Origin of the sequence: Lacticaseibacillus mingshuiensis, from assembly GCF_016861785.1 — a bacterium.
GTDB lineage: Bacteria > Bacillota > Bacilli > Lactobacillales > Lactobacillaceae > Lacticaseibacillus > Lacticaseibacillus mingshuiensis.
The window spans coordinates 39,259-55,022 of record NZ_BOLS01000012.1 but is presented as its reverse complement, the minus strand read 5'-3'; the positions used below and the strand labels follow the sequence as shown (position 1 = coordinate 55,022).

Sequence of the window (15,764 nt, the reverse complement as noted above, 5' to 3'; positions counted from 1 at the left end):
CTTATGCCAATTTGATAACTAACTCGTCATGCCCTGAAACAGTGTAGGATCCCCCGACAGAATCCAGCTGGATATCAGCCGTTCCTGTCAAATTCTTGATCTTTAGCGCATCATGCGTCTCGGTGATCGCGAGTTTCTGCTGATGCCACCAAATTTGAAACGATAATTCATGCCAAGCATCTGGCAGGTTCGGCACGATGCGCAGATTGCCATCGAGATAACGAACACCGCCAAATCCAAAGACAGTCATGGACCAAATACCACCGATCGAGGCAGCGTGAATCCCTTCATCACTACTGCTCATGTTCGGTCCCATATCGATGTCGCGTGCCCGTTGATAGAAGTCATAAGCCATCTTCTTATCGCCGAGGTCAGCGGCAAAGATTGTGTGGGTCAATAGCGAAAGCGAGGAATCGTGAGTCGTTTTTGGCTCGTAGTATTCCCAGTTTTTCAGCTTGACGTCTTTGGAGAAATGCTTTTCAAACAAGAACAGAAGCAAGATGACATCCGCTTGTTTGGTGACCTGCATCTGGTCGACCTGATCCAGGTTGAAATGGTCAAATAGACTGCCAACTTTGCCATTCACCGTGTATGGTGCCAGGTCGATCAGCTTTTTACTCAGATAGTCATCGTCTTGAGGGATGACATCATTTGCGTTCGGCTCAGGCAAGTATAACTTGTCAATTTTTTCGCTGACTTCCTGTTCCAACTGGTCGAGGTTCAACCGGTCATCCAACCGCGTGTATTCCGCCGGAGCGGTGTCACGCAACTTTTTGATCAGGTCCAGACCCAGTTGCATGTTCCACTTGGCCATGTGGTTGGTGAAGGCGTTATTGTTGGCGTGCTCCTTGTACTCATCCGGACCGATCACGTCCAAGATCTCATACTGGCGCTTGTCTTCATTCCAGTCCAGCCGGCTTGCCCAGAAACGTGCGGTATCGAGAATAACTTCGTGGCCCATCGTCTCAGCAAATTCCTGATCGCCTGTCGCCTGAATGTACTCGTTGATGCCATACGCCACATCTGCCGTGATGTGCTGTTCAATAAAGCCCGACCAGATCTTAGTCGCTTTGCCGGTGACGATATCAGTCGCCCCCCAGACTGGCGTGGACTCGCCATCATCGATCCAAGCAGACTCCCATGGATATTGCGCCCCATGATAGCCATTATCTGAAGCCTTTCGCCGTGCCCCGCCAAGGCTCAGGAACCGATATGTTTCAAGCTTCTTGGCCACTTCTGGGTAGGTGAAGATATAATACGGAAGCATGAAAATCTCGGTATCCCAGAAGGTGTGGCCCTTGTAGCCTTCCCCTGAAAGACCCTTTGCCCCAATGTTCATTCGCGGATCATGCGCTGGCGTCATCACTGCCAGATGATAACGGGCAAAATTGATGGCCAACGCATCACGGCTCTCGTCGGCGTCGATCGTGATCGGCATCGCATCCCAGATCTTGTCTGCCCAGGCTTGAGCACTTTCTTTCTGTAAAGTTTCATAGCTGAAAGGCTTCAGTGCCTCTGCGGTTTCAAGTCCTTGCGCTTGAAGACTGCTGCGATCTTTGTAGATAACATCGATGTCCCGTGACGTGTATACATTGGTGATATTAGTGAAGACAAAGGGATGGCCGGCTTCGATGTCGGCGGTGTAGGTCGACATCAGCTGCCGCCGCAACATCTCTGTTTTTGTTTTGCCCATCGTCACACCCTCGGTCGAGAACCGATGCTCGGATGTCAGGACAAAATAGATCTCGGACTGATCTGTCTTTGCGCTCAGCTGAAGGACTTGGCCTGGGTAAAGGCGTTTAACGTCATCATTGAAATGCTGAGTCCCATTATTAGTCATCTGACCATCGATGCCGGCGGTCAACCGAATGTTTGCGTTAGCCGCGACTGGTGTGATCGAAATGCGCTCCGCGAGAACATGACGCTGTTTGAATGAAACGAAACGAGAGGATTGGAACCGATATTGCTTCCCCGCATATGTCCATAAGAAGCTCCGGGTCAGCTCACCAGTTTTGACATTCAATGTTCGGTCATACTCGCTGACCTCACCCTGGTTCAGATCGAGCTGTTGGCCATCGAGGATGACCGTAACGGCGAAGACATCTGGGATGTTGGGCAGTTCCGTAACCTCATCTCGATCGAACCGGTCAAATGTCCCGGCGATGAATGTGTCACGTTTTTCCCCGACATACCGTTCTTCAGTGGCGGCACGGGCACCCAAGTACCCATTACCTAATGCGAAGATCGTCTCGTACTTGCCTAAAAACCGCGGATCAAACGTTGCTTCTGAAATGCGCCAAGGATCGTCCTTGGGGTACCTAATTGTTGTCTCCATTGCTTAACTCCATCCAATTAAATTGTAATCGCTAACAAAAACGTTTTCGAAACTGGCAAAAAATTTAGCGCCCATAGAAGTAATGATTCGACCGAAATGCCAAGATTCCTGCCCCTGCCAGCCAGGTCGCGAGCACAAGTACAACCTGAACGTGCAAGATCAGTGCCAAGATCAACAGCGGAACCGCATACCAGCAATACCACTTGATCAAAGACTTAGGGTCGTAATTCTCTCGAAAATGCCAGGCCAGCCAAGCCGCAAAGACAACCGTAATGAATACGATCGCAAGCAGTGGACCGGTTGGGATATTCGACAACGGGCTAGAGGTGATCGCCTTATTTTGTTTCATTGGCGACCTCCCTTGGCTCGACGACTGTAACAACCGTTTGTCCGACGTAATCCTCGATTGTTCGACCTTTAAGCAGGCAGACAACCAAGTTGACGATCAGCAACGGGATCCCGATCACTGGGGTGAAGAATAGTACTTTCGTCACTTCGCGAATGCCGACAAACATCACGTTTTGACTGGCGAGCTTAGCCGTATCGACCTTCAAATGGCCGAAATATTTGCCGACAGTCTGCCCGTGAAAACCAGTCAAAGCCACGATATTGTACAAGACGAAGATTGCTTGGCCGAGCAGATCGGCATTGCGAGTCGACGTATGAAGTCCAAAAGCAAAGATGATCACAGCTGGCACATAAGCAACAATGAAGTCAATCAGTCCAGCAAGCGCTCGAACAATCGTATAGCGTGTATGCATCTTCCCGCCTCCATTTCGCACTTGTAAGTGATTTCATAAACAACCATAATTCCGAAAACGTTTTCGGTCAAGCGCTTTCTTGAAATTTCATCGAACTCTAATGTGTAGACCAATTGTCAGCTACGTCGATGCCAGTCAGGCACGCTTAGCAAACGCTGATCGGGTATCACGCGAAACGTGTGCCACCGCCTCTAATATAGAGGGAAATAATATTCCGCCTACTTTCTATGCCCGTGGTGCTTGTCGTTCTTCTTTTCGCCAAGCCCCCGGTGTCACGCCCAGCGCGCGTTTGAATTGCCGGATAAAGGTGGTCACATCCCCATACCCGACCTTCTGGGCCACTTGGGCGATGCTGAGCGTGGGCATGGCTGTCAGGAGCGAGGCGGCCAGTTGAACACGAAGATGGTGCTTTAGCTGAGGAAACGAAGCGTTGAAGGTTGCTTGAAGCAGCTGGGCCACGCGCTCGTCGGATTGGTGAAAATGCGCAGCGAGGGCTGGCAATGTGAGTGGGTCGCAGCAGTGTTCCACGAGGTAGGCACCGATCGTCCAGCCGTCGTTCACGCTGAGCATTTCAGTTGCCTGTTCACCGCCCGCACGCTTATCTTGTCTCTGCTTATCTTGTCTCTGCTTATCTTGTCTCTGCTTATCTTCTCGCTGCGCGTCGTTTCCCGGCTTCTCCCCCGCCCGATACGCGCCTGGGGTCATGCCGTGAATGGCGGTGAAGCGGGCGTAGAAGGTGCTGGGTGAGCGGTAGCCACAGATCATGCCGATCTTGCGCAGGGTCAGTTCGGGGAACTGCATGAGACCGGTGGCGTTGCGGATGCGGACTTGGTCGAGGCAGGTGGCAAAATCGTGGCCGGTCACTTGTTGTAACATCCCCTCCACTGCCTCACCGGAACAACCCAGCGCGGTGCCCACTGTGGCGGCGGTAAGCGGGGCTTGGTGATGCAGCTGCAGATAGGCCAGCGCCTGGTATGGGGTCGGCGGGGCCGGGAGGATGGCGCGCTTGCCGATCTGGAGGAAATGTTCGAGCAGGCTGATCAAGGCGACGTTGAGGTTCGCGCTTTGGGCGTCGTTGCCGGCGTTCAGGGCCAATTGGCAAAGCGGCGTGAGGGCTGCCTGCTGGGCGGGGTTGAGGTGGACAAGGGGCGGCTGTTGCTCAAAGTTTTTCAAAGCGGCTCGGTAGCGCCCTTGCTGTGTGGCCGTCAGAAGCAATAGGCCAAGCGAAGCGCGGACATGGATCACTTGCAGCGCCCGATTTTCCCTGCCGAAATGATGCACGTGATAGGGCAGGAGTTGGATGAGGTCGCCGGCTGCTAGGGAGATAGGCTGGGTGTTGACGATAAGTGTGCCGTGGCCGGCTAAAACGTAGTAAAACTCGGGTTCGTTGGCATAATGGGAGCTGTCTTGGCGGGTGATCGTTTCGGCCCAGAGGCGCATTTCCTGGGGGCGATAGTCATCGGTAAAGTAGTCGGCGCTCACGTAAGGATAGTTTTCAGTCATGGTTTAGCCTCCCGAACAATTGACGGTTTTCTGCCGATTTTTCTAGTCACGAGCATCGTACACTTATTGTGAAGTCAATAACAGGTCACTCATCGAAGGGAGTTCTTCTTATGTCTAAAGTGTTTGTGCTCGGCGGGACTGGGTTCTTGGGGTATTACACGACGAAGGAATTGTTGGCGCGCGGGTATCAGGTGAAGACGATGGCCTTGCCACCGGTGCCGGCGGACAATTTGTTGCCAAGTGAGGTGGAACTGTCGCTTGGCAATATCAATGAGCTGTCGGATTCGGCGATCGAGGCGCTACTTGCGGATTGCGAGGGATTTGTTTACGCGGCTGGCGCGGATGAGCGTGTGGTGCCAGATGCGCCGGCGCTGAGCTTCTTTTATGAGGCGAATGTATTGCCGACGCAGCGCATCGCCCGACTTGCGGCGCGTGCTGGCGTGAAAAAATTCGTGGTGTTTGGCTCCTACTTTGCAGAATTTTCCGAGCGCTGGGCGGACTCGATGCCTGGGCTGAAAAATGATCCTTATCCGAACACGCGGCTGCTTCAGGAACAGGTCGCGTTTGCGGAGGGCGAGAGCAAGATGACGGTGTCGTCGCTGCGGTTGCCTTACATTTTTGGGACGATGCCAGGCCGGATGCCGCTTTGGAAGATGTTCGTCGATCAGATCCGGGACCAGCCTGTTTTCCCTGCCCTGCCAGGCGGAACGGCGATGGTCACGGTCGAGCAGGTCGCGGAGGCCGCAGTCGGCGCGCTGGAAAACGGGGTACACCGCGGGACTTACGCGATCGACGCGCTGAACATGACGTACAAGGACTTCTACGAGATGATTGTTGAGGCGCTGGGGCAAGTGGGCAAAACGCAGATTCCGGTGGTGACGTACGAGCAGGTCCAGGCGCAATATGAGGCGATGGACGCCGCGGTGGCCGCTCAGGGCAAGGAGCACGGCATTCACATCGCAACGACGGGCCAGATCCAGGCGCGCGAGCTGTATCTGGACCCGCAGGACACGATGCCGGTGCTGGGTATCCGGGCGCATGATGTCAAGGCAGCCATTCGCGAGAGCTTGGAGAAGGCTGTGCGGGGGTAACAGGCGCAGTTGCCAGGGAAAACCGGGCGGCTATACGGACAGCTGGCGCGTGGAATAATTGAATACTAGGCATGAGCCGGACGAACACGATCACATGTTTGCCCGGCTTTTTTGCGGTCGTGCGTCTCAGCATTTTCCGGGCTGACACCTCACCAATTTTAGGTGCTACGTCCCAAGCATTCTATATAGGAAGAAACGCGCCGACCAGCCGGTGAAAAAACACGGCCCCAATTGTTAAAGAACGTGGCTCTCATCATTAAAATAACTTTCAAAAGGCACGTTTCAGGTTTTGCAGAACTTCTGCCCACCTTTTCTCAAATAATCCCGTCCCATCCCCAAACAGGACACTTGTGTCCGTTGACTTTCAGCCTGCCATGTGTCCTGAAAACAGACGTTATGGTTTCAGATTCGCCAATGATCCAGCTAACTTTTATAACACACATTTGCAATATACCATTTAATACAATAACAATTTACGAAACTTGCGGTGAATAGAAATAACCGTTTGTTACACTCAAGGCAGATACATAACGGCGAATGGTTGGACTGGGGGGTATCGCTTTGAAACGACGGGCTGAGACATTATTCATGGTGATCATGTTGATCATCTCGACAGTGCTGCTGCCGGGGCGGCCGGCGCAGGCTGCGGCGGATGGGTTTCCTGTGGCCCCGCCTGCTTCGACGCTGCGGGCGTCTGACTATTTCAATAAGAGTACGGCCAATCCGTCGAATTTTCCGAATATGTCGGCGTTCAGTACTTCCTATCCGCAGGCGCTGGTGGTGACTGGGAAAACCAAGACCAAGAGCTGGCAGATTGGCGGGATGTGGTCGAAAAACAAGATCGATCTAAATAGTGCCTTCACTTATGACACCTGGCATTATTTTGGCTCGGACCCGCAGCACGATGCCGATGGGATGACGTTCACGTTGCAAAATGATCCGGCGGGCAATGGCGCGTATGGCTCCCCTGGTGGTGGGCTCGGCGCGTATCCGTGGTCGACGGACGGCACGAGCACGACCGCCATCGTCAAGACTTACATTCACAACGCGCTGTCCATCGAAATGGATAGCTGGTGGAACGGCTCTGGGGTCGCGGATGACCAGTTCGATATCAATTATCCGAACACATTCGGCGTCGGCCATTTAGGCGTGGTGCGGCCCGGGGATGATCCGTTGAAGTCGACGAATTCTCGGACGGTTGGCCACTTGCAGTACATTCAGCTGAAAAATCCGCTGTCTAATGGTAAGTTTCGGCACTTTGTTGTCACGTGGACGCCGCAGGTCACTTACCAAAACGGGACGCGCATTCTCGGCGGGGATCTGACGTATTCGCTGGATGACGACCCGACGCAGGGTAGCACGTTCCATATCGATAATGTCCTGACGTATTTCAAATCGGATCAGGTGTATTACGGCTACACGGGTGCAAGTGGGGCCAATCCGACGTTCCAGGCGGTGGCGTTGATCAAGACGCCGCAAAATGCCCAGCCGGTGACGGTGAATTTTGTCGACACGACGGGCAAGGCGATCGCAACGCCGGTGATCATTCCCGGGGATCCGAATAACTCATGGGATGCGGCGACGCGGCGGCCGGCGTGGATCAAGTATCAAAACGATTGGTATCAGTACACGGAGCATTACACGGCCAACACGCCCGATGGCCAGGACCACGGCCAATTTTCCGCGACCACGCCGTACACGGTGACGTATCAGTATCAGTTGCGTCAGCCACCTGCGGAGTATGTGTTGAAAAAATCGTTGCGCAATGACTCGACGGGCGAGACCACTTTTTCCACGGCGACAGATGGTCATGATGGTGATCTGGTGACGTATCAGCTGGACTTCACGAACTTGGCGGGGCTGAGCAGCGGGGTGTTGAAGGACTTGCTGGATGCGTCGACGGTGTACCAAAACGGGTCGCTTCAGATCGCGGATGCGGATACGAATGGGGCGTTCCAGGCGGCGGATGACACGAGTTTTAAGCAGAATGGCACGATCAATTTTCCGTATGCGATCGCGGATGGTGATGGGTTCAGTGTGCGTTTTCAGGTGAAGATCGCACGGGCCGGGACGGCGGAGACGATTCTCAATCAGGCCAGTGTGGTCAGCGGCGGGACGACGATGCAGTCGAATCAGACGACGATCAACTTGCCGCCGGTGAATGGGACGGTGACGTTCCGGTATGTCGACCGCAGCTCGGATATGGCGGACCCGACTGAGATCGCCCCTTCTGTCACGGTCACGGGGCCGGTTGGGCAGGTGGTGTCCACGGTGGATGGCTCGGCGATCCGGCCGAAGTCGATCGCTGGCTGGACGGTGGTCGATCAGGCCACTAGCGAAGATCTCACCACGGCGAGTTTTGACCAGGCCAGTGTGCTGGATCCGCAGTTTGATACGGACCCGCTGGTGATCACGTACCGGTATGAACGGCCGATGTTGAAGCTAAGTGTGGATCAGACGCTTGATTTCGGGGAGTTCACGGATCAGCAGGTCGACCGCACGTATTATATCGGCGAGAACCAGGCAAAAACGCATCAGGCGTTGCCGTTTGGGGTGACGATCGAGGATTACTACGGGGTGGCCAACTGGCAGCTGAGTGTCAAGCAGGATGGGCAGTTCACGTCAACTGCCAACCCGGACTCGCAGGATGCGGATCTGCACACTGCCCATGAGTTAACGGACGCGACGCTGCATTTGCTCAATCCGACGCTGAAGCGGACCAATGATGCGACGTCGCCGACATGGGCCACGGCAGATGATGCGACGTATGAGGCGCCGGCGGATCTGGCGCTTGATCCCGCGGCGACCACGCCGACAATTTTGGCGACGCTGACGCGGACGGGGCATTTTCTGGATCCGGACGCGACGACGGCTGAGGCGGCTGGCACGAAATACGACACCAGCGGCTTTGGGACGTGGCGGCTGAATTTCGGCGATGAGGCAAGCGGCGCGACGAGTGTTGGCTTGCATGTGCCGGCCAGCACCACGCGCTATCACACGCGGTATGAGACGACGCTCACGTGGAATCTGTCACTTGTGCCATAGGAGGACAAACGGTTGCGTAAACAATTATGGGGGTGGGCGCTTGCCCTGGTGCTGGGGCTGGTTGCCTTGGCGCCGGGCCAAGCGACCCAGGCCGCGAGCCAAACGGAAACAACGGATTTTGAGGTGCAGCCGGTCTTGCCGGATGCCCAGACGAATATGAACCTCAACTATTTTGATCTGGTGTATGAAAAAGCCACGACGCACACGATTCAGATGCGCGTGCAGAATTTTTCCGATAAGAATATCACGGTGAAAAGTGACCTGCGGAATGCGTACACGCAGATCGGCGGCGGAATCGATTTCACGCCGAACACGAAGGACTTGGACCGCTCGCTGAAGCATCCTTTCACAACGTTGGCAAAATTGGCGGCGGGTGATGACACGATCAAGCTCGCGCCCAAGCAGATGAAGGTCATCAGCGCCACGATCAAGATGCCCACCAGCGATTATAAGGGCCTGATCTATGGGGATTGGCACTTCATCGAGCATGTCGATAAGGGCGCGACCAGCTCCAATGCGGTGGGTTCCAACTACGCGTATTCGGTTGGGGTGGTGTTGCGCGGGCATGATGATGCGATTTTTCCCGACTTGAAATACGACATGACGGAAGCGATTCTCTATCAAAAGCATCCGGCGCTTGGCATCACGCTGCGCAACACGGCGGCGATGGCGATGTCCAAGGTCAGTGTCGATGCGGCGATCAGTGGTCCGGATGGTGCGGTGCGCAGTTATCAGGCGACGAACTTGATGATCGCGCCAAACTCGAAAGTCGTGTTCCCGGTTTCGTGGAGCTACGACACCATGAAGCCGGGCACATATCAGATCAAGGTGACGGTCAAGGGCGTCAATACGCAAAATCGGTTCCCGGTGAGCTGGACGTTCAAGAAGCAGATGAAGGTCACCAGCGCGGCGGCGGAAACGGTGAATAAACAGGCGATTCGCAAGCCGGTCAACCACTGGCTGTATGCGAGCATCGGAACGGGCGTGGCGCTTTTGCTGAGTCTGGGGGCATTAGGATGGGCAATCAAACTGCGGCCGCGGGGCTGAAAAACAGGCTTGGGTGGCGCTGGGCCTCATTGCGGCGCGGGTTGCGCGGCCTCGCGCTGCATGTGGCCCTCGTCTCAGCGGTCCTGCTGGGCGCTTGGGCGCTGGGCGGTACGCTGACCGGCGCACGACCGGTGGCGGCTGCGTCTGCGGCCAGCGACCAAGGCCTGATGGTGGCGCCGGTGTTGCCCAGCGACAATCATGTTGGCAAGGCAGCGGGCTATTTTGACCTGACGCTGCCGACCACCGAGGCGCGCGAGATAACGGTGACGACGTACAACGCCAGTGAGAAGCCCATCACGGTGGCGATCGCGGTGCTCAATGCGACGACGAAGACGAACGGCCAGGTGGTGTATGAGGCCGAGGAGTCGCCGGCCAGTCAGCTGGTGATGCCAAGTGCCGGGTCGTTCATCAAGGCGCCAAAGTCGGTGCGGTTAGCGGCGGGCCAGCAGAAAAACGTGGCGATCACGGTGGCGGCGTCAAAGACCGCCCCTGCCGGCTACTACCTGGGCGCGTTACGGTTTTCGGCGCTGGTGCCGGCCACGGGGCAGCGCGATGTGCGCAAAGAGTTGGCCTACACGATTGCGGTGGCGCTGCGGCGCGGCAAGCAGGTCAGCGGCCTGGCTTCGCTGGCGGTGACCCAGCCGACCCTGCGCGCGACGACCAAGGGTGTGGTGTTTGAGGCGACGATTACGAATGCTGCGCGGGCGCTTTTGAAGGATGCGACGGCGACCATCACGTTGACGAATGCGGAAAGTAGCTTTTTATCCCAATCTTTTCGCCAGCCGCTGAGTCGCATCGCCCCGCAGACCGAATTTTCCCTGACGCATCTGTTTCAGGGGCAAAAGCTGGTGGCCGGCGCGTACCGGATGACGACGACCTTCACGCTGGCGGGCAAGTCCACCACGCGTGTGCAGTACTTGCATGTGGCGCAAAGCGGTGCGGTGCAGGCAAGTTCCAAGCAGGCGTTCAACCGGGCGAAGGATCGCTGGCGGTATGTGAAAAGCGGTGGCATTGGGTTGGTCATCTTGGTGCTGGGACTCTTGGTCTGGCGCGGGTGGCGGCGGCACAGTCGCATGAAAGGAGGTGATGCCATTGAGCCGACTGATCGCTAGGTTTTCTTATCCAAAGGTCAAATGGGCGCTGATCATTTTATCGGCTCTCCTGCTGGTCGCATTTGTTGTCAGTCTCGTGTTTACCGTCAAGACGTACAACGATTTCAATACATGGAAGACGATCAACTTATTCTGATCGTCTGGGGTAATTTAACAGGGTTTTATACCGCGGTCTGGGCCGCGATGTAGAAAATATTTTATTAGGAGGAATTTCACGATGAAATTCAAGAAATATACTGGTTTGATGATCGCCGGCGCCGCACTGCTTTCCATCGGTGCGATCGCCCCACTCACCGCTAATGCCGCAACGGTTGAAGGCAACGCCGAGATCAACGGCGGCCAGGCACTGCCACAAGACGCCCAAACCACAGCGGGCATCTCATTTGGTCAGACCTCCCCGACCGGCAACACCGGCTACCTGCGCCTGCAGATGGTGCCGAAGATTCTCGACTTCGGGAACCACGAGCAATTTTTCTCGGAGTACCCAATTTTCACCGCTGATGGGAAAAACGTGGCGAAGGATGACAACAACCGTTACCCGAACTACAAGAGTGGGAGCACCAACTTGACCGCGATTCTCAACACCGATGACGCGGCGCTTGCAAACGTCCAGGGCAAGGTATGGACCACGGTCGTTGACAAGCAGACCACGCGCACGGCCGACGAAAACGCCAAGGATACGACTGGCAAGACGGACAGCGCAGCCGGCACATGGACGCTGAACGTGAAGGCGGACGGCCCGCTGTCTCTGGTCAATGACGCTGGCGAATCTACTGGCAAGACCATCGACGATGCGACCCTCACCCTGCTCAACACGGCATATGGCCAGACCGGCGATGTTTACGCGTTGACCAACGAAACGCAGGACGACGGCTTCACCCCAAGTGGCGCCTTGACCGCTGTTTCCGACTTGACCAACACGATCTCCATGAACCTCACCGGCAGTGACACGAACCACCAGGTGGCAAGTGCCGCGGCGGGCGAAGGCGAAGGTGCCAACGTCTTTGGTTGGAACAAGACCAACATCAAGCTCGTTTTGCCGAAGACCTCCGTTGTTGAAAACGGGATCTACGAAACGACCTTGACCTGGACCCTTGCGACGGGCTTGAACTAAGCCGCTTCTCGTCGGAATTCATTTGTTGACTGAAACCATTTCATTTGGCGAGTCGGCAGGCGTACTGATGCGACCTGCCGTCTGCCAGCACTGACAACGTCGATCGCCAGCCCTCCAGAAGCGATCGATCCCACAGCCTCAGTGAAAAGACCCGCTTCAGCCGGGCAAGCAATTCGCGCTTGCCTCGCCGGAGCGGGTCTTTGTGTGGCGTGGAAAATAGTGTGCGATGGCCTGGTCCCGCAAGCGTTGCGGGCAAGGCGACCTATTTTTCCTTCGGCGCAAGCGCAAACTGCAGGCGATACGTCCCCTCGCCCGCCGCCATCGCAGCCTCGATCATGGTCACCTCACGCTCGGCTTGCGCGCGGGTGGCATACCGGCCAAGCTCGACTTGCCCCGTATTAAAGAAATCGTGCTGGTCGGTCTCCCCGATCAGCGTCACCTTCCCCGCGTTTTTCCGAAACGACAGATTGGTCGCCAGGCTAAAGCCAAAAACGCGGACGAGCTTGCCATTGACCAAGGAGCGAATCATCAGGTGCCCCGGGGCGATCGGGTGCGCCGCGGACTGGCCGTCTGTGGTCCCCGCAGTCGGGTCGCCGAGCAGGGCATTATAATCCACATTCAGCAGTTTCGTCAGCTGCGCGAGCTTGGCAAACTCAGGCTCCGCGGACCCATTCTCATACTTCGACACGGCCTGGCGACTGACCCCCAGCGCCTCCCCCAACGCCTCTTGCGTCAACCCGGCGCGCTTGCGCAAGATGATCAAATTATCTGCGAACATCCTATCTCCTCCTGACAACTTGTTGTCTTAATTGTGCCAGAAAGAAGCCAAACTGCCTACCACCTGGGCGTTGCATTTTGTCAACGAGCGGTTGCATAGTGATTTTTAGGACGGTTGGGGGCGCGGACAGTCACGACTTGGGTATCTGAGCGAACGAATGAGCATGCAAACGAGCGGCCAACAAAAAAAGGCCACTCGCGATGAGTGACCTCTTGATCTAAAAATCTATTTGGCAATCACGGTTGGACATGGATCTCAGCCATTCGACTAAACGCGTAACAGAAAAACCCGTTGCACTGGCAAGCCGTGGCCAGCCCCACCAAGTATCATCAATGCTGGATATGAGGGTGGGCTCCGGCCGAAAACGGCTCAGCCCCCTCGTCGGTGTTAGCGGCTCTGCCGCTTACACCGAAAGTGAGCTTTGAGACCGCGCTTTTTGCGGGCTCAAAGTCACTTGGGAGCGTTCCAGCCGATTTTCGGCCGGAGCCCACCCGGGAGCACACAGTGCGACCCCCTCATATATACAGGATTGATTTTACTTGTTAGCCTTGGCCACAGCTTCCATCGCGACGGCGTTCAGCCAGTTGAGCGGCTGGTCGAAGTTGGGCTGGAAGAACATGTCGACCATGCTGAGCTGCTCGATCGTCATGTTGGCCTGGATCGCGATCGACAGCGCGTTGGCCGACTGCGACACATCATGACTCGAGAAGACGGACCCACCCAGGACGCGGTGCGTCTCTGGATCCCACGTCAGACTCACAAGAATTTTCGCCGTCGTCAACATGAAGTCCGGGCGATAATCCTGCTCGATCGTCACGCTGGCCGCTTCGACGCCGCGGGCCTTCGCGCCTTCTGTGGTGAGGCCGGATGCCGCGATGGTCATGCCGAACAGCTCAACGGCGCTGGTGCTTTGCGTGCCCATGTAGGCAACGGTTGGCTTGTCGATGTTATGGCCCACGAGAATGCCCTGGCGCACGGCGTTGGTGGCCAGCGGAATGTAGTCAGCCTTGCCAGTCGGGTTGTAGTGCACGGTCGCGGAATCCCCGGCGGCAAAGACATCCGGGTCGCTGGTGCGCATGTATTCGTCGGTAATGAGCGCGCCGTTTGGCAGGGTCTCGAGTTGGTCGCGAACGAGGTCGGTGTGCGGGCGGAAACCGATGCTGAGAACAGCGATGTCGGCGGTGTAGCTGCCTTTGTCGGTGGTGACGGTCAGCTGGTCGCCGCCTTCAAAACCAACGACTTTTTCGCTGAGGGCCAGCTTGACGCCGTGATCGGTGTAGAGTTTTTCCACGCGATCGGTGATGTCGCTGTCAAAATTTTTCGCCAAAACGCGTGGCAGGGCATCGATCAGGGTGACTTGCTTGCCGTTCAGGGCGTATTGTTCGGCGAGCTCGGCGCCGATGTAGCCTGCGCCAATGACGATGACGGACTTGATCTCAGGGGTGAGGTCCTTGAGCGTCTTGGCGTGACTCCAGTTCTTGGCGAGGTGCACGCGCGGATCGTCGATGCCGGGGATCGGCGGGGTGAGTGGCGCAGAGCCGGTGGTCACGACAAGCTTATCGTATGTTTCGGTGGTCGTGCTGCCGCTCACAAGGTCTTTGACGACGACTTGCTTGGCTTTGGTGTCGACGCTGAGCACGTCATGTTGCATGTGCATATGGGCGCCGAGCGCGCTCAGGGCTTCGGGCGAGGAGTAGAACATTTTCTCGGGCGACGAGACGTGACCGCCCACCCACAAGGCGATCCCGCAGGACAGGAAAGACAGATTCGTGTTGCGTTCATAGACATGCACGTCATAATCTGGATGTTCGGTCAGGATCTGTTGCGTGGCAAATGTGCCAGCATGGGTGGCACCAATAACGATGATCTTCATCAAAAAAGTCTCCTCTCAAACGCTGCTTGTGTTCTACATCACGAGATAGATTGTACCATACCGGATGCCTCGTGGCTAGATTGCCGACAATTTAAATCGGTTAAACAAATGAACACAAAAGCGGACCCGCGCGCTGCATGAGCAGGACGCGGATCCGCTATTCTGGTGGCCGACTGGGGGTGCCGGCCGCGTCTTGGTTCGTTTCAGTTGACAGAGTTTGCCGAGGGCTGGTTCGTTTCAGTTGACAGTCCTCAGTCGCGTTGGCGCAGGTAGCCCCAGCTGGCGATGCCCCACATGAGGAGCCAGACCAGCACGAGGAGCCATAATTGCCAAACGAGCCAGCGCCGACTCAGCGACTGGGCGACGAGCCAACCGAGCTGATTTTCAAATTGGGTGAAGCCGCTGGTGGTTGGGGTCGTGGTCTGAATGCCGAGGGCCGACTCGGTGGACTTGGCACCTCGCGTTTTTTGCAGCTTAGCGATCACAACTCGGCGGTATTGGGTCCCTGCCCCACCTTCGCAGCGAATCAGGGTCAGGCGGTCGTCGCGCGTGTTGTCGAGGACGTCGACTTGGGTGTCCTTGACGACCTGGTTGACGGCAATGCGATACTGCCAGACTTGCTTGAGGTCGGAGACGAGAATGAGGTCGCCGACTTTGGCGCGGTCGATCTTGTTGAGAAGCAGATCGCCTGCACCCCAGAAGTTGTGCGCGGCCATGACGATGTTGCCACCGCTGAGCCCACGCTTGGGGTAATAGAGCGCGACGCCTGCGCTGAGGGTCAGGTCCGTGGCTTCGCCAAAAATTGGCAGGCTGATCTGGCAGCTTGGAATCGCAAGCCGCCCCACCCCGTAACGCTGGGTCAAGCCGGTGCTCTGTTGCCGCGCGGCCAAAAGGAGCTTGAGGTCCGCCTCTTGGATGGCCTCATCCGATGAGTTTTGCCCGCTTCGCGCAAGGTTGGCGGCGGCTGTGGTCTGGAAGGCGACCGGCATGGTGCTGGCCGGTTGGGTCAAAAACACGTGGTAGCCGCGGATCAGGAGCAGTAGGCTGCCGAAGATCACGATGGCCGGCAGCGCGAACCATTTGAGCAGTCGCTTCATCGCGGGCA

General features: G+C 56.4%; 13 protein-coding genes. 6 read left to right on the top strand and 7 right to left on the bottom strand.

Annotated elements, in window-relative coordinates; all coding sequences use genetic code 11:
- Position 1: 1 nt before the first annotated feature.
- The 4 genes from JUE67_RS08575 to JUE67_RS08560 form a co-directional block, all read right to left on the bottom strand.
- Positions 2 to 2,335 (bottom strand): glycoside hydrolase family 65 protein, encoded by a 2,334-nt coding sequence (locus JUE67_RS08575; RefSeq protein WP_203626168.1) that lies wholly within the window; start codon positions 2,333 to 2,335, stop codon positions 2 to 4.
- A 64-nt stretch (positions 2,336 to 2,399) separates the two neighbouring features.
- Positions 2,400 to 2,684, bottom strand: a complete 285-nt coding sequence (locus JUE67_RS08570; protein ID WP_125697434.1) for a hypothetical protein — start codon at positions 2,682 to 2,684, stop codon at positions 2,400 to 2,402.
- Positions 2,671 to 3,096 (bottom strand): RDD family protein, encoded by a 426-nt coding sequence (locus JUE67_RS08565; protein ID WP_203626167.1) that lies wholly within the window; start codon positions 3,094 to 3,096, stop codon positions 2,671 to 2,673. The genes JUE67_RS08570 and JUE67_RS08565 overlap by 14 nt, the downstream gene beginning before the upstream one ends.
- A 225-nt stretch (positions 3,097 to 3,321) precedes the next feature.
- Complete coding sequence (locus tag JUE67_RS08560) at positions 3,322 to 4,599, bottom strand: helix-turn-helix transcriptional regulator (RefSeq protein ID WP_203626166.1); 1,278 nt, start codon at positions 4,597 to 4,599, stop codon at positions 3,322 to 3,324.
- Positions 4,600 to 4,709: 110 nt separating this feature from the next.
- Between JUE67_RS08560 and JUE67_RS08555 the strand changes: the two genes are divergently transcribed.
- The 6 genes from JUE67_RS08555 to JUE67_RS08530 all read left to right on the top strand — a co-directional run bounded on the left by JUE67_RS08555 (position 4,710) and on the right by JUE67_RS08530 (position 12,008).
- A complete protein-coding gene (locus JUE67_RS08555; protein ID WP_203626165.1) occupies positions 4,710 to 5,690 on the top strand; it encodes an NAD-dependent epimerase/dehydratase family protein in 981 nt (326 codons plus the stop codon).
- A 588-nt stretch (positions 5,691 to 6,278) separates the two neighbouring features.
- A complete protein-coding gene (locus JUE67_RS08550) occupies positions 6,279 to 8,735 on the top strand; it encodes a lectin-like domain-containing protein (protein ID WP_373300884.1) in 2,457 nt (818 codons plus the stop codon).
- 12 nt (positions 8,736 to 8,747) lie between these two features.
- Positions 8,748 to 9,782: a WxLIP family cell surface protein gene (locus JUE67_RS08545; RefSeq protein WP_203626163.1), complete on the top strand. Its 1,035-nt coding sequence runs from the start codon at positions 8,748 to 8,750 to the stop codon at positions 9,780 to 9,782.
- Positions 9,752 to 10,894, top strand: coding sequence for a WxL protein peptidoglycan domain-containing protein (locus JUE67_RS08540; protein WP_203626162.1), 1,143 nt, complete (start codon positions 9,752 to 9,754; stop codon positions 10,892 to 10,894). Before JUE67_RS08545 ends, JUE67_RS08540 begins: the two co-directional genes overlap by 31 nt.
- Positions 10,875 to 11,030: a hypothetical protein gene (locus JUE67_RS08535; protein ID WP_203626161.1), complete on the top strand. Its 156-nt coding sequence runs from the start codon at positions 10,875 to 10,877 to the stop codon at positions 11,028 to 11,030. Before JUE67_RS08540 ends, JUE67_RS08535 begins: the two co-directional genes overlap by 20 nt.
- 81 nt (positions 11,031 to 11,111) lie before the next feature.
- Positions 11,112 to 12,008 (top strand): WxL domain-containing protein, encoded by an 897-nt coding sequence (locus JUE67_RS08530; RefSeq protein WP_203626160.1) that lies wholly within the window; start codon positions 11,112 to 11,114, stop codon positions 12,006 to 12,008.
- A gap of 262 nt (positions 12,009 to 12,270) precedes the next feature.
- Here the strand turns inward: JUE67_RS08530 and JUE67_RS08525 are convergent, their stop codons facing one another.
- The 3 genes from JUE67_RS08525 to JUE67_RS08515 all read right to left on the bottom strand — a co-directional run bounded on the left by JUE67_RS08525 (position 12,271) and on the right by JUE67_RS08515 (position 15,756).
- Entirely contained in the window at positions 12,271 to 12,786 is a 516-nt protein-coding gene (locus JUE67_RS08525; protein ID WP_203626159.1) for a helix-turn-helix domain-containing protein, read from the bottom strand.
- Between the two features lie 535 nt (positions 12,787 to 13,321).
- A complete protein-coding gene (locus JUE67_RS08520) occupies positions 13,322 to 14,659 on the bottom strand; it encodes an FAD-dependent oxidoreductase (protein ID WP_203626158.1) in 1,338 nt (445 codons plus the stop codon).
- A gap of 251 nt (positions 14,660 to 14,910) precedes the next feature.
- Positions 14,911 to 15,756, bottom strand: a complete 846-nt coding sequence (locus JUE67_RS08515) for a class A sortase (protein WP_203626157.1) — start codon at positions 15,754 to 15,756, stop codon at positions 14,911 to 14,913.
- Between the last annotated feature and the right edge of the window lie 8 nt (positions 15,757 to 15,764).